Annotated in this window: 10 protein-coding genes; 2 read left to right on the plus strand and 8 right to left on the minus strand. The window is 57.8% G+C overall.

Translation table 11 applies throughout. From position 1 onward, the window contains the following. Both NYE92_RS18195 and NYE92_RS18200 read left to right on the plus strand, forming a co-directional pair. Nucleotides 1–2,352: a GNAT family N-acetyltransferase gene (locus NYE92_RS18195; protein ID WP_028714798.1), complete on the plus strand. Its 2,352-nt coding sequence runs from the start codon at nt 1–3 to the stop codon at nt 2,350–2,352. 80 nt (nt 2,353–2,432) lie between these two features. Next, nucleotides 2,433–3,665: an MFS transporter gene (locus NYE92_RS18200; protein WP_014606629.1), complete on the plus strand. Its 1,233-nt coding sequence runs from the start codon at nt 2,433–2,435 to the stop codon at nt 3,663–3,665. Between the two features lie 37 nt (nt 3,666–3,702). Here NYE92_RS18200 and NYE92_RS18205 read toward each other — a convergent pair whose 3' ends face one another. From NYE92_RS18205 to uca, 8 genes are all read right to left on the minus strand, one after another. Further along, nucleotides 3,703–5,820, minus strand: a complete 2,118-nt coding sequence (locus tag NYE92_RS18205) for a TonB-dependent siderophore receptor (protein WP_110015272.1) — start codon at nt 5,818–5,820, stop codon at nt 3,703–3,705. Between the two features lie 308 nt (nt 5,821–6,128). Beyond that, a complete protein-coding gene (gene urtE, locus NYE92_RS18210; protein WP_013024535.1) occupies nt 6,129–6,827 on the minus strand; it encodes an urea ABC transporter ATP-binding subunit UrtE in 699 nt (232 codons plus the stop codon). Continuing rightward, the gene (gene urtD / locus NYE92_RS18215; protein WP_014595297.1) at nt 6,828–7,619 is read right to left on the minus strand and encodes an urea ABC transporter ATP-binding protein UrtD; all 792 of its coding nucleotides are present in this window, start codon (nt 7,617–7,619) and stop codon (nt 6,828–6,830) included. Continuing rightward, nucleotides 7,612–8,688 (minus strand): urea ABC transporter permease subunit UrtC, encoded by a 1,077-nt coding sequence (gene urtC, locus NYE92_RS18220; protein WP_013024537.1) that lies wholly within the window; start codon nt 8,686–8,688, stop codon nt 7,612–7,614. The genes urtD and urtC overlap by 8 nt, the downstream gene beginning before the upstream one ends. Continuing rightward, the gene (gene urtB / locus NYE92_RS18225) at nt 8,688–10,253 is read right to left on the minus strand and encodes an urea ABC transporter permease subunit UrtB (RefSeq protein ID WP_109706994.1); all 1,566 of its coding nucleotides are present in this window, start codon (nt 10,251–10,253) and stop codon (nt 8,688–8,690) included. Before urtB ends, urtC begins: the two co-directional genes overlap by 1 nt. A gap of 77 nt (nt 10,254–10,330) precedes the next feature. Further along, the gene (gene urtA, locus NYE92_RS18230) at nt 10,331–11,599 is read right to left on the minus strand and encodes an urea ABC transporter substrate-binding protein (protein ID WP_064373188.1); all 1,269 of its coding nucleotides are present in this window, start codon (nt 11,597–11,599) and stop codon (nt 10,331–10,333) included. A gap of 30 nt (nt 11,600–11,629) precedes the next feature. Then, nucleotides 11,630–12,331, minus strand: coding sequence for a GntR family transcriptional regulator (locus NYE92_RS18235; RefSeq protein ID WP_013024540.1), 702 nt, complete (start codon nt 12,329–12,331; stop codon nt 11,630–11,632). A 9-nt stretch (nt 12,332–12,340) separates the two neighbouring features. Further along, a complete protein-coding gene (uca, locus tag NYE92_RS18240) occupies nt 12,341–15,958 on the minus strand; it encodes an urea carboxylase (RefSeq protein ID WP_014595300.1) in 3,618 nt (1,205 codons plus the stop codon). Nucleotides 15,959–15,961 lie beyond the last annotated feature (3 nt).

Consider the following 15,961-nt stretch of genomic DNA (forward strand, 5'->3'; position numbering starts at 1 on the left):
ATGTCACAGTCCACACTTTTCACTGCGGCCCGTCCAGCGGGGCAGTTTACCCTTCGTCCCCTGCTGCCCGCTGATGTGAGGCTTATTCACCGCTGGGTCACGCGCGACTACGCCCGCTTCTGGGGAATGCAGGATCACGCGCCAGAGCAGGTCGCCGAATTCTATCAACAGCTGACGGCAAAAGATCCCCATGCGGCGTTAATCGGCTGCTGCGATGGCGAACCGGCGTTTCTTATCGAATGTTATCGTGCCAGTGAGGATGAGGTCGGCAGGCATTATCCCGCCCAGCCAGACGACTACGGCATGCATATTCTGATCGCGCCCGCGGTGACACCGGTCAGCCAGTTTAGCTGGCAGGTGTTCAGCACGGTCATGGACTACATGTTCAGCCGCCCCGAGGTTAACCGCGTGGTGGTCGAGCCGGACGTGCGCAATGACAAAATCCATCGCCTGAATAAACGTGCGGGTTTTCGCTATCAGCACACCATTGATATGGGACATAAAACGGCCTGGTTGGCTTTCTGCCAGCGCGATGATTATCAGCAGGCCCTACTGCAGGAATCACATATGAATAACACCACACCGCTGTTGAACGGTTCACACCTCACCGGACATGACTGGCTGCAGGCCAACCGTTTACTGATTCGCAAAGCCATTGCCGAATTCGCGCACGAGAAGCTGATCACCCCTGTTGATGTCGGCAGTGGCCGTTACCAGCTGGCCGTGCCGAATGGCGAATCAGAGTATGTTTTTTCCGCACAACGGCTGGCGCTGGACCACTGGGAAATCGATGTGGCTTCCCTGCAAAAACAGGAAAACGGCCAGCGTTTACCGCTGGATGCGCTGCAGTTTATTGAAGAGTTCAATGCCCAAATCGGCATCCCTCAGGCGCTGTTGGCGACCTATATGGAAGAGATTAGCAGCACGTTGTGCAGTAGCGTGTTTAAACTGCAGAAGAACAATCCAGACAGCCAGGCGCTGGTGAAGGCGGACTTCCAGACCCTGGAGTCGTCGATGACGGAAGGGCATCCCTGCTTTGTCGCCAATAACGGCCGTATTGGTTTTGATGCTCGCGATTATCTCGCTTATGCGCCTGAGGCGGCGACGCCGGTGAGATTGATCTGGGTCGCCGTGCATCGACGTAATGCTCACTTCTCCAGCATCAGTGAACTGAGCTATGCGCGGCTGTTGCAGGAGGAGTTAGGACAGGCTGCCCTCGACCAGTTCGCCGCTCAACTGGCGAGCAAAGACGTCGTCGCCGAAGACTATATCCTGATGCCGGTCCATCCCTGGCAGTGGCAGAATAAACTGCTGACGGTGTTTGCTGCGGATATTGCTAACCAGGACATTATTTATCTCGGAATCGGTGAGGACCACTATCAGGCTCAACAGTCGATTCGCACCTTCTTTAACCGCAGCCAGCCGCAGAAACGCTATGTGAAAACGGCGCTGTCGGTGCTGAACATGGGCTTTATGCGCGGTCTTTCGCCTTACTATATGGCGACCACGCCCGCGATTAACGAATGGCTGGAAACGCTGGTGGCAAACGATAGCTGGCTCCAGCGCTGTGATTTCCGCATCCTGCGTGAAGTGGCCGCAGTGGGCTATCACAACCGACATTACGAACGCGCGATCAAAGGCGACTCTGCCTACAAGAAAATGTTTGCGGCCCTGTGGCGTGATAATCCGGTCACTGACCTGCAGCCTGGCCAGCGTTTAATGACCATGGCGGCGTTTCTGCATGTCGATCATCAGCAGCAGCCGTTATTACCGGCGCTGATCGCCGATTCGGGGCTGCCAGCGGAACAGTGGATTGACCGTTACCTGAACTGTTATCTCAGCCCGCTGCTGCATTGCTTTTATCAACACGATCTGGTGTTTATGCCTCACGGTGAGAACCTTATTCTGCTGCTGGAAAACAATGTGCCGGTCAGCGCCTACATGAAGGACATCGGCGAGGAGATTGCGGTGATGAATCCGGATGCGGTTCTGCCTGAAAAGGTGCAGCGGCTGGCGGTGGACGTGCCTGAACATCTGAAGCTGCTGTCGATTTTTACCGACGTCTTCGACTGCATTTTCCGCTTTATCAGCGCGATTTTGCATCAGTCTGATACCTTGTCGGAAACCCAGTTCTGGCAGCGGGTGGCGCAGTGCGTCAAGGACTATCAGCAGGCCCATCCGCAGCTTGCCAGTAAGTTCGCCCGCTACGATATGTTTGCGCCCGAATTCACCCGCTCTTGCCTGAATCGCCTGCAACTGGCGAACAATCAGCAGATGATTAACCTGTCCGATCCTGCAGAAAACCTCAAGTTTGCCGGTACGCTGGAGAATCCCATCGCCAAATGGCGGTAACGGGATAATGACCTCCTTTCACATCAGCGCGGTCGCTCAGGCGACCGCGTTTTTTATCGTTTTTCTGGACATTCTACACGATGGCTCTTTTTCAACCGGTCTCGCGCCTCACGCGTCGACATTTCCTGTTCCCCTTATCGCTGGTGTTATTTGAGTTTGCCACCTATCTGGCGCACGACATGATTCAGCCAGGCATGCTGCTGGTCACGCAGGCATTTCACGTGGGTCCGGAGTGGGTCTCCACGTCACTGACCGCTTACCTGATGGGCGGCATGCTGTTGCAGTGGCTGTTGGGCCCGCTATCCGACAAGCTGGGACGACGTCCGGTGCTGCTGGCAGGCGTTGCCTTTTTCATGCTGACCTGCCTCGCAACCCACTGGGTGCAGAGCATTGGGCAGTTTATCCTGCTGCGCTTTCTTCAGGGCATCAGCCTGTGTTTCATCGGTGCAGTCGGTTATGCCGCCATTCAGGAGGCATTTGACGAAGCGCTCAGCGTAAAGATGATGGCGCTGATGGCTAACGTAGCGCTGCTGGCACCGTTGGCCGGGCCGCTGGCGGGCACGGCGTTTCTGGCTGTTGCGGACTGGCGCACGCTGTTCCTGTTTTTTGCCGCCCTGTCTGCTCTGGCATTGACGGGCCTGTGGCTCTCGATGCCGGAAACGGCGGGCGACAGAAACACCTCCGTGTCGCTGAAGTCCCTGGCGGCCGGCTATTACGCCTTGTTAAAAGACCGCCAGGTGATGTGCGGTTCACTGGCCATCGGCCTGGTGACGATTCCCTGTCTGGCCTGGGTAGCGCTTTCTCCCGTTATCCTTATTCACGATCTGGGACTGAGCCGCATGGATTATGCGCTGCTCCAGTTACCGGTCTTTCTGGCGATGATCGCCGGAAATCTGCTGCTGGGGCGGCTTGCCAGCCGTCTGCCGGTTGAACAGCCGCTGCGGCTGGGGGCCTGGCCGATTTTGGCGGGTTTGACGGTGGCCGCTATTGGCACCTTTATCAATGCAGGCAACGCGGCATGGCTGACGGCGGGCCTGAGCCTTTACGGATTCGGCACCGGAATGGTGAATGCCGGGCTGTACCGACTGACATTGTTCTCCAGCCGGGCGGGCAAGGGCAGCGTCGCGGCGATGTTAGGGATGGTCAGTATGGTGGTGTTTGCGCTGGGCATTGAGGCGGTGAAAGCGGCGTACTTCGGTGGCGGAACGGCCTGGTTCAGCCTGATTAATCTGCTGTGCGGGCTGTTATGGCTGGCACTGGTGCGGTCGTTTCTGCGCGAAAAACAGCGGCGACACAGCACCGTAACGGCCTGAGGTGAGACAGGCGGCCTGGTGCCGCCTGTGGGAAGGATCAGAAATCGTAGCCGACGGTGGCAACAATGGTGCGTTCAGCTCCCCAGTAGCAGAAGCCGGTGCCATAGCAGGCGGAGACATAGTCGCGATCGGTCAGGTTATTCGCGTTAACCTGCACAAAAGCCCCTTTCAGGCTGCTGTTCCAGACGCCTAAATCGGCACGTACCGTGGCATCAAACAGCGTAGCGGAAGGCAGACGAGTGGTGTTTTCATTGTCTGCCCACTGCCGACCAATGTAACGGACGCCTGCGCCTACGCTGATCCCGGCATCAAACTGGTATTTCGCCCACGCAGAAGCCATCGAGTTGGGCGTCACGTAAGGCGTATGACCGTTGTTACCGTCGATAGAATCTTTGAAGCGCACGTGGTTGAGCGTAAAGCTCGCCAGCGTGCTCAGGCGCGGAGTGAGCTGATTATGGGCTTCCAGTTCGAGGCCCTGAGAGTGCACTTTCCCGGCCGGTTCGTAATAAGAGCCTACCACCACGCGGTTACCCACATCATTTTGCGTCAGGTCGTACACGGCTGCTGAGTAGAGATCGGACGTGCCCACGGGCTGGTATTTAATCCCGGCCTCGTACTGCTCAGATGTAGTCGGTTTCAGCAGGTTGCCGTCCTGTCCGGAAAGCGATTGCGGCGTAATGGCCTGACTGTAGCTGGCATACGGAGAGATACCGTTATCGAATGCATAGAGCAGCGCCGCGCGACCGCTGACGTGATCGTCTTGACGACGATATTGCGTATCGGTGCTGTACTGTCTGTTTTCAGACACGATCCGATCGTAGCGGCCGGAGAGATCCAGATGCCACTTGTCCCATTTCATCTCATCCTGCAGATACATACCGGTTTGGTAGTAACGGCGCTGTGAGTTCTGGAATACGTAAGCCGGATTCGTCCCCACGGCCTGGCCTGTCAGCGCGTTAAGCTGACTGGCTAAGCCACTGGCATCACGCAAATCATTGGTGTACTGATGATATTCCGCGCCCAGTACGACCTTATGATCTACCGGACCCGTGGCAAAATCGGCTTCCAGTTGATTATCGATCGCGTACGCATTCAGTGAAGAACGTGAACCGGAATAGTAGCGATTAAGCAGTTCAGACTGCGGAGAATCCCAGCCAGCCTGATAAACCTGATCCAAATCGACATTGGAGTGGGAATAGCTGGCATTGGAGCGGAAGGCCCAGGTTTCATTAAAGCGGTGAGCGAACTCCGCGCTGTAAATTTGCTCGCGACGTTTGAACTGATCCAGTGTACTGTCGCCGTCATAAAAACCGGTGCTGAGCTTACGTCCGTTATGCTCGGTTATGCTGCCATCACCCGGCACGGCGCTGTGATAGCCACCGGAAGGATCCTTCTGCAGATAGGCGCGTAACAGCAGTGACGTATCTTCATCCGGTTGCCACAGCAGCGAGGGCGAAATCGCATATTTTTCTTCGCGGGTATGATCGTACTGCGTATCGCTGTTGCGCGTGATGCCGGTCAGACGAAAAGCCCACTGATCGTTGATCGCGTTGGTGTAATCAAATGCGGCGCTGTTGGTGTTATGGGTGCCGGTGGACAGACGGAAATGTCCTTCAGGCGCATATTGAGGACGCTTAGAGGTCTCCATCACTAATCCACCGGGAACGGTTTGGCCATACAGGGCAGAAGAGGGGCCTTTGATCACGTCAATGCGTTCGAGGAACCAGGGATCAACCTGCAGCACGTTGTAGCTGCCCGGATCGCTCATCAGCCGCAGGCCGTCCAGAAAAATATTATCAACGTCGCCGCCGTGGAAACCGCGCAACGATACCGTATCGTAGCGGGTGGCCGCACCGGCGAAGTTCGTAAAGGCGCCCGCAGTGTAATTCAGCGCCTGATTCACATCCATCGCACCCTGATCGTCCATTTGCTGGCGCGTGATCACCGAGACTGACTGCCCGGTGGTGATCAGCGGACGATCGGTCTTGGTTGCGCCTTTACTGACGGTCGCCGTATAGCCTTCTGTCGGGGTTGTCGACGTTTCTTCGGGCTTTGCTGTGACCACCAGCGTGTTGGCGGCAAAGGTCACTGCAGGTGTGGCAATGGCGATGGAACACAGCAACGCTAACCGTTTCCGGCAGAAAGGCATTCTCATTGTTTATCCCTTACAAATGGTAGATACGCCGCTCCCGACAGAGGAAAGGAGCGAAAATTGGTGTTAAGAACAAGTTATTTACATTGAATGCAAATGAGAATTATTGCCTTTACTGTTAATCATTACAAGATGTCTACAGCGTTATTGTTAAAGAAATTGCAGGCTAACGGGGTAAACACGCGTGGAACGTGCGTCAGGGAAGCCTTTTCGGGCAGGTTGTATCGGGCGGGGCGAGGGAGAAACATTCAACACGCTTCACGTACAACGTGAAGGCAGGCCAGGCGATCTGGCCTGCCGGGGAGGAGATGTCAGATGGCGACCAGACCGCGCACGTTCTCCGCCTCCATGTCACTGCCACGACCGCGCTGGATAATCTCGCCGCGCGACATCACCAGATAGCTGTCGGCCAACTCAGCGGCGAAATCATAGAATTGCTCAACCAGCAGAATCGCCATATCGCCGCGCTGCGCCAACTGACGGATCACCATGCCAATCTCTTTGATCACCGACGGCTGGATCCCTTCCGTCGGCTCGTCGAGGATCAGCAACTGCGGACGACTTGCCAGCGCGCGACCAATCGCTAACTGCTGCTGTTGTCCCCCGGACAGGTCGCCTCCGCGCCGCGACTTCATGTCGAACAGCACGGGAAACAGCTGATAGATCTCATCAGGCACCTGTTTGGCCTGTGAGGCGGAGAAGCGGGACAGGCCCATTAGCAGATTCTCCTCAACCGTGAGACGGGGGAAAATTTCGCGGCCCTGTGGCACGTAAGCGATGCCGGACTGCACGCGCTGATGCGGCTTGCGCGTCCCGATCGGCTTGTCCTGCCAGCGTACCTCACCCGATTTGGCCGGAATCAATCCCATCAGGCATTTCAGCAGCGTGGTTTTGCCCACGCCGTTACGGCCCAGCAGGCAGGTGATTTCGCCTGTTTTTACCTCAAAAGACAGGCCGCGTAGAATATGGCTGCCACCGTAATACTGATGCAGTTCAGATACCTGTAACATTTAGCGCCCCAAATAAACGTCGATGACCTGCTCGTTGGCCTGAACCTCGCGCAGCGAACCTTCCGCCAGCACCTTGCCTTGATGCAAAACCGTGACGTAGTCGGCAATGGTTTCCACAAAGCCCATGTCGTGTTCAACCACCATGAGTGAGTGTTTCCCTGCCAGGCTACGGAACAGCTCGGCGGTATAGTCGGTTTCCGCATCGGTCATGCCGGCCGCAGGTTCATCCAGCAGAAGCAGGTGCGGCTCCTGCACCAGCAGCATGCCGATCTCAAGAAACTGTTTCTGTCCATGCGACAACAGGCCCGCCTGGCGGTGACGCGAACCCGTAAGCCGCAACAGGACGAGGACCTCGTCAATCCGATCCCGCTGCTCGCTGTTAAGCCGTGCGCGCAGGCTGGCCCAAACGGTTTTGGTGGTTTTCAGGGCAATTTCCAGATTTTCAAACACCGTCAGCGCTTCAAACACCGTGGGTTTCTGAAATTTGCGTCCGATACCGCGACGGGCAATCTCAACGGGGGAGTGGCTGGTCAGGTCATTATCCTGATCGTAAATGACCCGGCCCTTATCCGGTCGTGTTTTACCGGTAATCACATCCATTAGCGTGGTTTTTCCAGCGCCGTTAGGGCCGATCACACAGCGCAGTTCGCCCACGCCTATCTGTAAGGACAGATCGGACAGGGCGCGAAAGCCATCAAAAGAGACGGTGACGGCTTCCAGTTGCAGCACCGGATCGCGCTGAACACGATGACGATCGGCGGGAAATGATTGGGTATACGGGTGCTCAGTCATCTTTTCTCCGGCGGAGTAAGCCAATCACGCCACGCGGCAGAAACAGCGTGACCAGAATAAACATCATCCCCAGAAAGAACAGCCAGTACTCGGGGAAGGCAACGGTAAACAGGCTCTTCGCGCCGTTAACAATCGCGGCGCCCAGCAGCGGGCCAATTAAGGTGCCGCGTCCACCCAGTGCGACCCAGATAGCGGCTTCGATGGAGTTGGTGGGGGACATTTCACCAGGATTAATAATGCCGACCTGAGGCACATAAAGTGCGCCCGCCATGCCGCATAACACGGCGGACAGCGTCCAGACGAACAGCTTAAAGCCACGGGGATCGTAACCGCAGAACATCAGACGGTTTTCCGCGTCGCGGACCGCCGTCAGCACCCGGCCGAATTTACTGCGTGCCAGGACAAAACCCAGGCCTAAACTGACTAACAGCAATATCACCGTCGCGACAAACAGGCCGATGCGCGTGCCCGTGGCGGTAACATTAAAACCCAGCAGGGTGGTGAAGCCGGTAAAGCCGTTGTTGCCACCAAAGCCGGTTTCATTGCGGAAAAACAGCAGCATGCCGGCATAGGTCAGCGCCTGGGTCATGATGGAGAAATAAACCCCTTTAATTTTCGAGCGGAAGGCGAAAAAACCAAAGACCAGCGCCAGCAGGCCGGGAACCAGTACAATCAGGCACAGCGCCCAGGCAAAATGCTGGGTGCCCGCCCAAAACCACGGCAGCCGATCCCAGGAGAGAAAGGCCATAAAGGCCGGTACGCCGTCGCCCGCCGCCTGGCGCATCAGGTACATGCCCATCGCATAGCCGCCCAGCGCAAAAAACAGGCCGTGTCCCAGAGAGAGTAAACCGGCATAACCCCAGACCAGATCCAGCGCCACCGCGACCACCGCATAGCACAGAATTTTACCCACCAGGGTTAAGGTATAGGTCGATATCGCCAGCGGATGGGTTGCCGGCAGCAGCGCCAGAAATGGCATGATCAGCAGCATCAGCGTAACCAGTGCGCCAATACCCAGCGTCAGGCGCGGGGCCTGACGAGCCAGACGTAAGGAGATGGGTTGCGTCATTAGTCAGTCACCCTTCCTTTCACCGCAAATAACCCTTGCGGACGTTTTTGAATAAACAGCACGATCATGACCAGAATCAGGATTTTCCCCAGCACCGCGCCGATTTGCGGTTCCAGCACTTTATTGAGAATGCCCAGCCCCAGCGCAGCCACGACGGTGCCGGCCAGTTGCCCCACACCGCCGAGCACCACCACCAGGAAAGAGTCAATAATGTAGCCCTGGCCCAGTTCCGGTCCGACATTTCCCAACTGGGACAGGGCCACGCCGCCCAGCCCGGCGATGCCGGAGCCCAGGCCAAAAGCCAGCATATCGACTCGGCCTGTTGGCACGCCGCAGCAGTCGGCCATGGCCCGGTTTTGCGTTACCGCCCGCACGTTCATCCCCAGCCGCGTGCGGTTCAGCAGCAGCCAGGTCAGGATCAGCACAAACACCACGAACAGAATGACCGCAATACGGTTCCAGGGCAGAACCAGATTCGGCAGCACCTGCAATCCGCCGGACAGCCAGGCGGGGTTCGCAACCTCAAGGTTCTGCGCGCCAAACAGCATCCGCACCAGCTGAATCAGCATCAGGCTGATGCCCCAGGTGGCTAACAGGGTTTCCAGTGGACGGCCATACAGGTGACGGATAATGGTGCGCTCCAGCGCCATACCGATAACCGCCGTTAACCCAAAGGCGACCGGGAGCGCCAGCAGCGGATACCAGCCGATGTAATGCGGCGCGAACTGCTGAAACAGGTTTTGCACCATCCAGGTCGCGTAGGCACCCAGCATCAACATTTCCCCGTGCGCCATATTGATCACGCCCAGCAGGCCGTAGGTAATCGCCAGGCCCAGGGCGGCAAGCAGCAGTATCGAACCCAGCGACAGGCCGCTAAACGCCTGGCCCAACAGATCGCCCCACATCAGGCGGCTTTTAATCTGTTGCAGGCTTTCTTTTGCCGCCTCGCGTACGGTTTCATCGGGCTCCACTGTGGGCTGGGTCAGCCGTTGCAGGCTGGCCTGGGTGTTAGGATCGCCGGACTCGCCCAGCAGTTTCACCGCCCGCAGCCGAACCATGGGTTGAGGGCTGGACAGTTGCAGGCTGGCCGCCGCCATCGCCAGCGCGGCATGCACGCGCGCATCCTTTTCGAGGCTCAGGCGTTGCGTAATCAGCGGGAGAAGATCGGCGGCGGCGTCATTTTGTAACTGCTGTGCCGCACTCAGGCGTACGCTGGCGTCGCTGCTCACCAGTTGATGTGCGGCGAGCGCACTGGCGACCAGCACGCGCAACCGGTTATTCATAAACAGTTTTTTTAGCGCGCCCTTCGGCTGTGATGACGTATCCAGCGGCTGGAGCCCATTACCGGTTTGGCTAAAAGGATGACGATCCTGATCCGTGACCACGGTTTCGGCTTTCAGCGCCTGAAGCAGCGGCAACAGGCTGACATCTGGCGCAGCGGCCCACTGTTGCAGCAATTCCGCCTGCTGAGCGCGGCTCGCCGCGGCGAAGTCGGCCGCCGGTCCGGCGCTGGCAAACAGCGGCAGGAGCAGCAAAAAACTAAAGAAACACAGGCGAAGCGTCATGGGAGAGCCTCATCAAATAGGCGATCATAGGAAGTCCTTACTGCCGCCCCACAGAGGGATCAGGGGCGGCACCTGTCTTACTGAGACGTTTTCATCGGGTGATCGGGTTTTTTGTCATTACCGGGGATATACGGGCTCCAGGGTTGGGCGCGTACCGGTTTGTCGGTTTGCCAGACCACGTTGAACTGACCGTTTTCTTCCACTTCGCCAATCATCACGGGTTTATGCAGATGGTGGTTAGTCTGATCCATCGTCAGGGTAAAGCCATCCGGCGCTTTAAAGGTCTGACCGGCCATGGCGGCGCGCACCTTATCCACGTCGGTGGTGCCCGCTTTTTCGACGGCCTGCGCCCACATATGGATCCCTACGTAGGTCGCCTCCATCGGATCGTTCGTCACAACGCTGCTGGCATTCGGCAGGTTATGGGCTTTGGCATAAGCACGGTAATCGGCGACAAATTTGGCGTTGGTCGGGTTATCCAGCGATTCGAAGTAGTTCCAGGCGGCGAGCTGGCCGACCAGCGGTTTGGTATCAATTCCACGGAGCTCTTCTTCGCCCACTGAGAACGCCACCACCGGTATATCGGTGGCTTTGATGCCCTGATTCGCCAGCTCTTTGTAAAACGGCACGTTGGAATCCCCGTTGATGGTGGAGACCACCGCGGTTTTCCCGCCTGCGGCGAACTTCTTGATATTGGACACGATGGTCTGGTAATCGCTGTAGCCGAACGGGGTATAAACTTCTTCGATGTCTTTATCCTGTACGCCTTTGGTGTGCAGGAAAGCCCGCAAAATTTTGTTGGTCGTGCGGGGATACACATAATCTGTTCCCAACAGGAAGAAGCGTTTCGCGCCGCCGCCATCCTGGCTCATCAGGTATTCCACTGCCGGAATAGCCTGCTGGTTAGGGGCTGCCCCGGTGTAGAAGACGTTCGGTGACATCTCTTCACCTTCATACTGTACCGGGTAGAAGAGCAGGCCGTTCAGCTCTTCGAAGACCGGCAGCACGGATTTTCGTGATACCGAGGTCCAGCAGCCAAACACCACCGCAGTTTTGTCCTGGGTCAGCAGCTGGCGCGCCTTTTCGGCAAAGAGCGGCCAGTTTGAGGCGGGATCCACCACCACCGGTTCGAGCTTTTTACCCAGCACGCCACCTTTCGCATTGATTTCATCAATGGTCATCAGGGCGACATCTTTCAGTGGCGTTTCGGAAATCGCCATAGTGCCGGAAAGCGAGTGCATAATACCCACTTTGATGGTGTCAGCCGCCTGGGCGTTCCATGAGAATCCCATACCTGCAACGGTAGCGGAGAGTGCAAAAGCCTTGAGCAATGAACGTCTTTTCATCAATGTTAAACCCCTGGTTAGATGGATGCGTTATTCGATGGGTTGGAGCCTGGCCTGCTGTAACATATGGATCGTGATCTTCCTGACCTCAGCCTTACTGGCGGCAATGTGTTCGCTCAGCATCTGCTGGGCTTTGCCGGTCTGCTGCAAAAAAATGGCCTGTAAAATTTGCGCGTGCTCGCGATACGTCGCCGCGATCCTGTCTTCGCGGGTAAAATCGAGACGACGAATAATGCGGATCTTCTCGGTCAGTTCAGCGTGAATACGCGCGATCTCACTGTTGCCTGCGGCGGCGACCAGCGTCATATGAAAGGCCTCATCGTGCTGCGACACTTTCTTGCCGTCATCCAGCCGGGCGGCCTCACACCAGAACTGATAAAGCTCGCGCAGCCGGGCGGCGCACTGCGCCGAGGGCAGTTCGCACAGACGCTTCACGGCTTCGCACTCCAGTACCGTGCGCAGATCGTACAGCTCTTCGAAATAGGCAAAATCGAAGGTTTTGACCTGCCATCCGCTGCGAAACCACACATCGACATAGCCTTCACGCTCCAGCCAGAACAGTGCCTGCCGGACTGGCGTGCGGCTGACCGCCATACGTTCAGCAATTTCACTCTCGCTGAAGCGGTCACCGGGCATCAGGCGAAACTCAAAAATGTCGTTTTTCAGCGTCTGGTAAACACGTTCCGCCAGGGCTTCCGGACGCGCTTTATTACGGGGTAAACGGGTTGTCATCGGCTCTCCTTATTCCAGCCACAGCAGCGTATCGCCAGGGCTGACGGCACGCCCTGCCTGACAGGCGATGCGTTTCACCCGACCGGCGCAGGGGGCTGCAATCGCCAGCTCCATTTTCATTGCTTCAACAATCACCAGCGTCTGACCCGCGCTGACGTCATCCCCGGGCTGTACCAGCACTTTCCAGATATTGCCGTTCATATCTGCCTGCACCGCGTGCGCGCTGTCATCTTCAGCGGCGGTGTGAGGCGCTTTATCTGGAGGAGAGGCGATCTCCTGTTCCTCCTGCGACCAGCGCGTGACTTCCTGCTCGAAAGCCGCTGCCTGACGCTGGCGAAACGCCGTGATGTCCTGAGCGTTATCCGCCAGGAATTGTTGGTGAGCGGCAAAGTCAAATTCAGTTTCGTCAATACGCAGCGTGGCGCGACCTTCGCGGAAATCGTCACGTAACTGCGTCAGCGCCTCTTCCGTTACGGGATAAAAGCGCACCTGATCGAAGAAGCGCAGCAGCCAGGGTTCGCCTGCAGTAAACTGCGCATTTTTGAGGAACTTGTTCCAGATAGGTAAGGTACGGCCCACCAGCTGATAGCCGCCGGGCGAGTCCATGCCGTAAATGCACATATACATCCCGCCGATGCCGACGGTGCCTTCTGCCGTAAAGGTACGGGCCGGGCTGTATTTGGAACTCAGCAGGCGGTGACGGGGATCGACAGGCACGGCGCAGGGCGCGCCAAGGTACACATCCCCCAGCCCTAAAATCAGATAGCTGGCCTCAAAGATCGTGTCGCGGACCTGGTCGCGGCTGGTTAATCCGTTAATGCGCTGAATAAAATCGACATTATTTGGCAGCCAGGGCGCGCTGGCACGCACGGTTTCTTTATAGCGTTCCACCGCACCGAGCGTCGCGCTGTCTTCAAAGGCCATCGGCAGCCAGACGATGCGTGACGGAACTTTCAGGTGACTGACATTGCCGAGCATCGCTTCCCGTTCCAGCAGCACGTTCATTAACTGCGACTGGCTCAGGACCAGGCTGTCGTAGCGAATTTGCAGCGAGCGCACGCCAGGAGAGAGCTCTTCGATCCCGGTAACAGGCTGAGCACGCAGCGCCTCCATTAACAAATGCACACGCAGACGCAATGCCAGATCGAGGACGTTGTCGCCATATTCGATGAGGATGTATTTATCACCGGCCTGGCGATAGACCGCCCTGGGGGAGGTTTCCGTGGCGGCGACAGCGGCGAGCAGGGTGCCGGAACCAAAGCGGTTTTCAGCCAGCGAGGGGACGTCAAACGCGGGCGCAGAGTGGGGCCGCAGCGTGGCAATCACCTGCTTCTGAGCCTGTTCCCGCGCGGTCGCTTCCTCTACGCTGATGGGGTGAAAACGGATGCTGTCACCAGGTTTAACCTGACCGACTTTCCACAGCTCGGCTTTGGCTATCGTTACCGGGCAGACAAAGCCGCCAAGGCTGGGGCCGTCGTGGGTGAGGATCACCGGGAAATCACCGGTAAAGTTGACTGCGCCGATAGCATACTCGCAGTCATGTACGTTGGAGGGATGCAGACCGGCCTCACCGCCGTTAGCGCGAGCCCAGCTCGGTTTTGGCCCGACCAGGCGTACGCCAAGGCGGTTTGAGTTGTAGTGTACCTGCCAGTCGCTGGCAAAAAAGTCGTCGATGGCGGCCTGGGTGAAGAAGTCAGGTGCGCCGTGCGGCCCGTACAGCACGCCAATGTGCCATTCGTTCGTGTAGGTCGGTATCAGCGCCGGGCTGAGCGCCTGGGGCGCGCTGATCGGGGCCGGTGTGGTGCAGGCGGCCAGCAGCGGCTGGGAAACCGGCAGCATATCGGCAACCCGCAGCGTCCGCCCCGCGTGCCCACCAAACTGACCGAGCGAGAAAGTGGAGCGGCTGCCGAGGTATTCCGGTACGTCAAAACCATTACGGATGGCCAGATAACAGCGACAGCCTTGCAGCGCGCGGCCCAGCGTGAGCGTTTGTCCCGCATTGACCGTGACAGGCTGCCAGTTTGCAACGGGTTCACCATCCAGCATGGCGGCGCAGTCAGCGCCGGTCAGGGCAATTGTCGTCGCACAATGAAAACGCAGCGTCGGGCCCTGTAAGGTAAATTCCAGTCCTGCTGCGGCCTCATGATTGCCGACGATACGGTTAGCCAGCCGGAAAGCATAGTCGTCCATGGGGCCGGAGGGCGGTACGCCGATATCCCAGTAGCCAAGGCGGCCCGGAACGTCCTGCACGGAGCTAAAGGTGCCGGGCTGCAGAACTTCCACTACCGCGGCCGACGGCGTGAAATCATCCAGAAAACCAGTCCAGACGTTGCCGCTCTGGAAGGCGTCGGTGGCGATGACCTGCCGCAGGTAATCAAGATTGGTGGCGATGCCGTGCAGTTGAGTGGCATTAAGCGCGCGTTGCAGTTTGGCCAGCGCGGCGTCCCGGGTTTCAGCATGAACGATCAGCTTGGCGATCATGGGATCGTAGTAGCTCGATACGTCGCTACCGGTGCTGATTCCACTATCGACGCGCACATCCTCGGGAAAGTGCACATGGGTTAAGACACCGGGACAAGGCTGAAAGTGTTTAAGCGGATCTTCAGCGTAGAGCCGGACTTCGATCGAGGCGCCCTGAGGTGCCTGCTGCAGGCGCGGCCAGTCGATCGCTTCATCGGCAGCCACGCGCAACATGCACTCGACCAGGTCAAGACCCGTGACGCATTCGGTGACCGGATGTTCAACCTGCAGGCGGGTATTGACCTCCAGGAAATAGAAGGCGTCCTGCTGCGCATCGTAAATGTATTCGACGGTGCCCGCGCTGCGGTAATTGACCACCTCGCCCAACCGGACTGCCGAGGCGAGCAGCGCATCGCGGGTTGCAGCGGGCAAACAGGGAGCGGGCGTTTCTTCTACCACTTTCTGGTTGCGGCGTTGCAGAGAGCAGTCGCGCTCGCCCAGAGCGACCACGGTGCCTTTGCCGTCGCCAAAGATCTGTACCTCAACATGGCGGGCATGATCGATGCAGCGTTCAAGAAATACGCCTGCGTCGCTGAAGAACTGTTCGCCAAGCCGGCGCACGCTCTCCCAGGCATGCCGGAGCGCCTCGGCATCCGCGCAGCGCGTCAGGCCGATGCCGCCGCCCCCGGCCGTGCTTTTTAACATCACCGGATAACCAATATGACTCGCGGCGGCCAGGGCGTCATCCAGCGAGTCGAGCAGCGGCGTGCCTGGCGTCATGGGAACACCGGCGTGCGCTGCCAGTTCACGGGCACGGTGCTTTAAACCGAACTCACCAATTTGCTGCGCTGTCGGTCCAACAAATACGATGCCGGCCTCCTCACAGGCGGCGGCAAACGGCAGGCTTTCAGAGAGAAAACCGTAGCCCGGCCAGACAGCCTGGGCGCCGCTTTCCTGCGCGGCCGCCAGAATTTTATCAATGCGCAGATAGCTGTCGCTGGCTTTGTCACCGCCCAGACAAATAGCGATATCGGCATCTTTGACATGTTGCGCGTTACGGTCGGCATTGGAAAAGACCGCGACGCTGGTAATGCCCAAACGTTTCAGGGTACGGATAGCGCGGCAGGCAATTTCGCCACGATTGGCAATCAGAACGGTGCTGAACATGAT

The sequence above is a fragment of the Pantoea sp. B566 genome, from assembly GCF_024793925.1.
GTDB classification, from domain to species: domain Bacteria; phylum Pseudomonadota; class Gammaproteobacteria; order Enterobacterales; family Enterobacteriaceae; genus Pantoea; species Pantoea ananatis.

Coding starts and splice junctions, on each gene's coding strand:
- urtC (WP_013024537.1), bottom strand. CDS start 8,688: ATGACGCAACCCATCTCCTTACGTCTGGCTCGTCAGGCCCCGCGCCTG.
- urtB (WP_109706994.1), bottom strand. CDS start 10,253: ATGACGCTTCGCCTGTGTTTCTTTAGTTTTTTGCTGCTCCTGCCGCTG.
- urtE (WP_013024535.1), bottom strand. CDS start 6,827: ATGTTACAGGTATCTGAACTGCATCAGTATTACGGTGGCAGCCATATT.
- uca (WP_014595300.1), bottom strand. CDS start 15,958: ATGTTCAGCACCGTTCTGATTGCCAATCGTGGCGAAATTGCCTGCCGC.
- NYE92_RS18235 (WP_013024540.1), bottom strand. CDS start 12,331: ATGACAACCCGTTTACCCCGTAATAAAGCGCGTCCGGAAGCCCTGGCG.
- NYE92_RS18200 (WP_014606629.1), top strand. CDS start 2,433: ATGGCTCTTTTTCAACCGGTCTCGCGCCTCACGCGTCGACATTTCCTG.
- urtA (WP_064373188.1), bottom strand. CDS start 11,599: ATGAAAAGACGTTCATTGCTCAAGGCTTTTGCACTCTCCGCTACCGTT.
- urtD (WP_014595297.1), bottom strand. CDS start 7,619: ATGACTGAGCACCCGTATACCCAATCATTTCCCGCCGATCGTCATCGT.
- NYE92_RS18205 (WP_110015272.1), bottom strand. CDS start 5,820: ATGAGAATGCCTTTCTGCCGGAAACGGTTAGCGTTGCTGTGTTCCATC.
- NYE92_RS18195 (WP_028714798.1), top strand. CDS start 1: ATGTCACAGTCCACACTTTTCACTGCGGCCCGTCCAGCGGGGCAGTTT.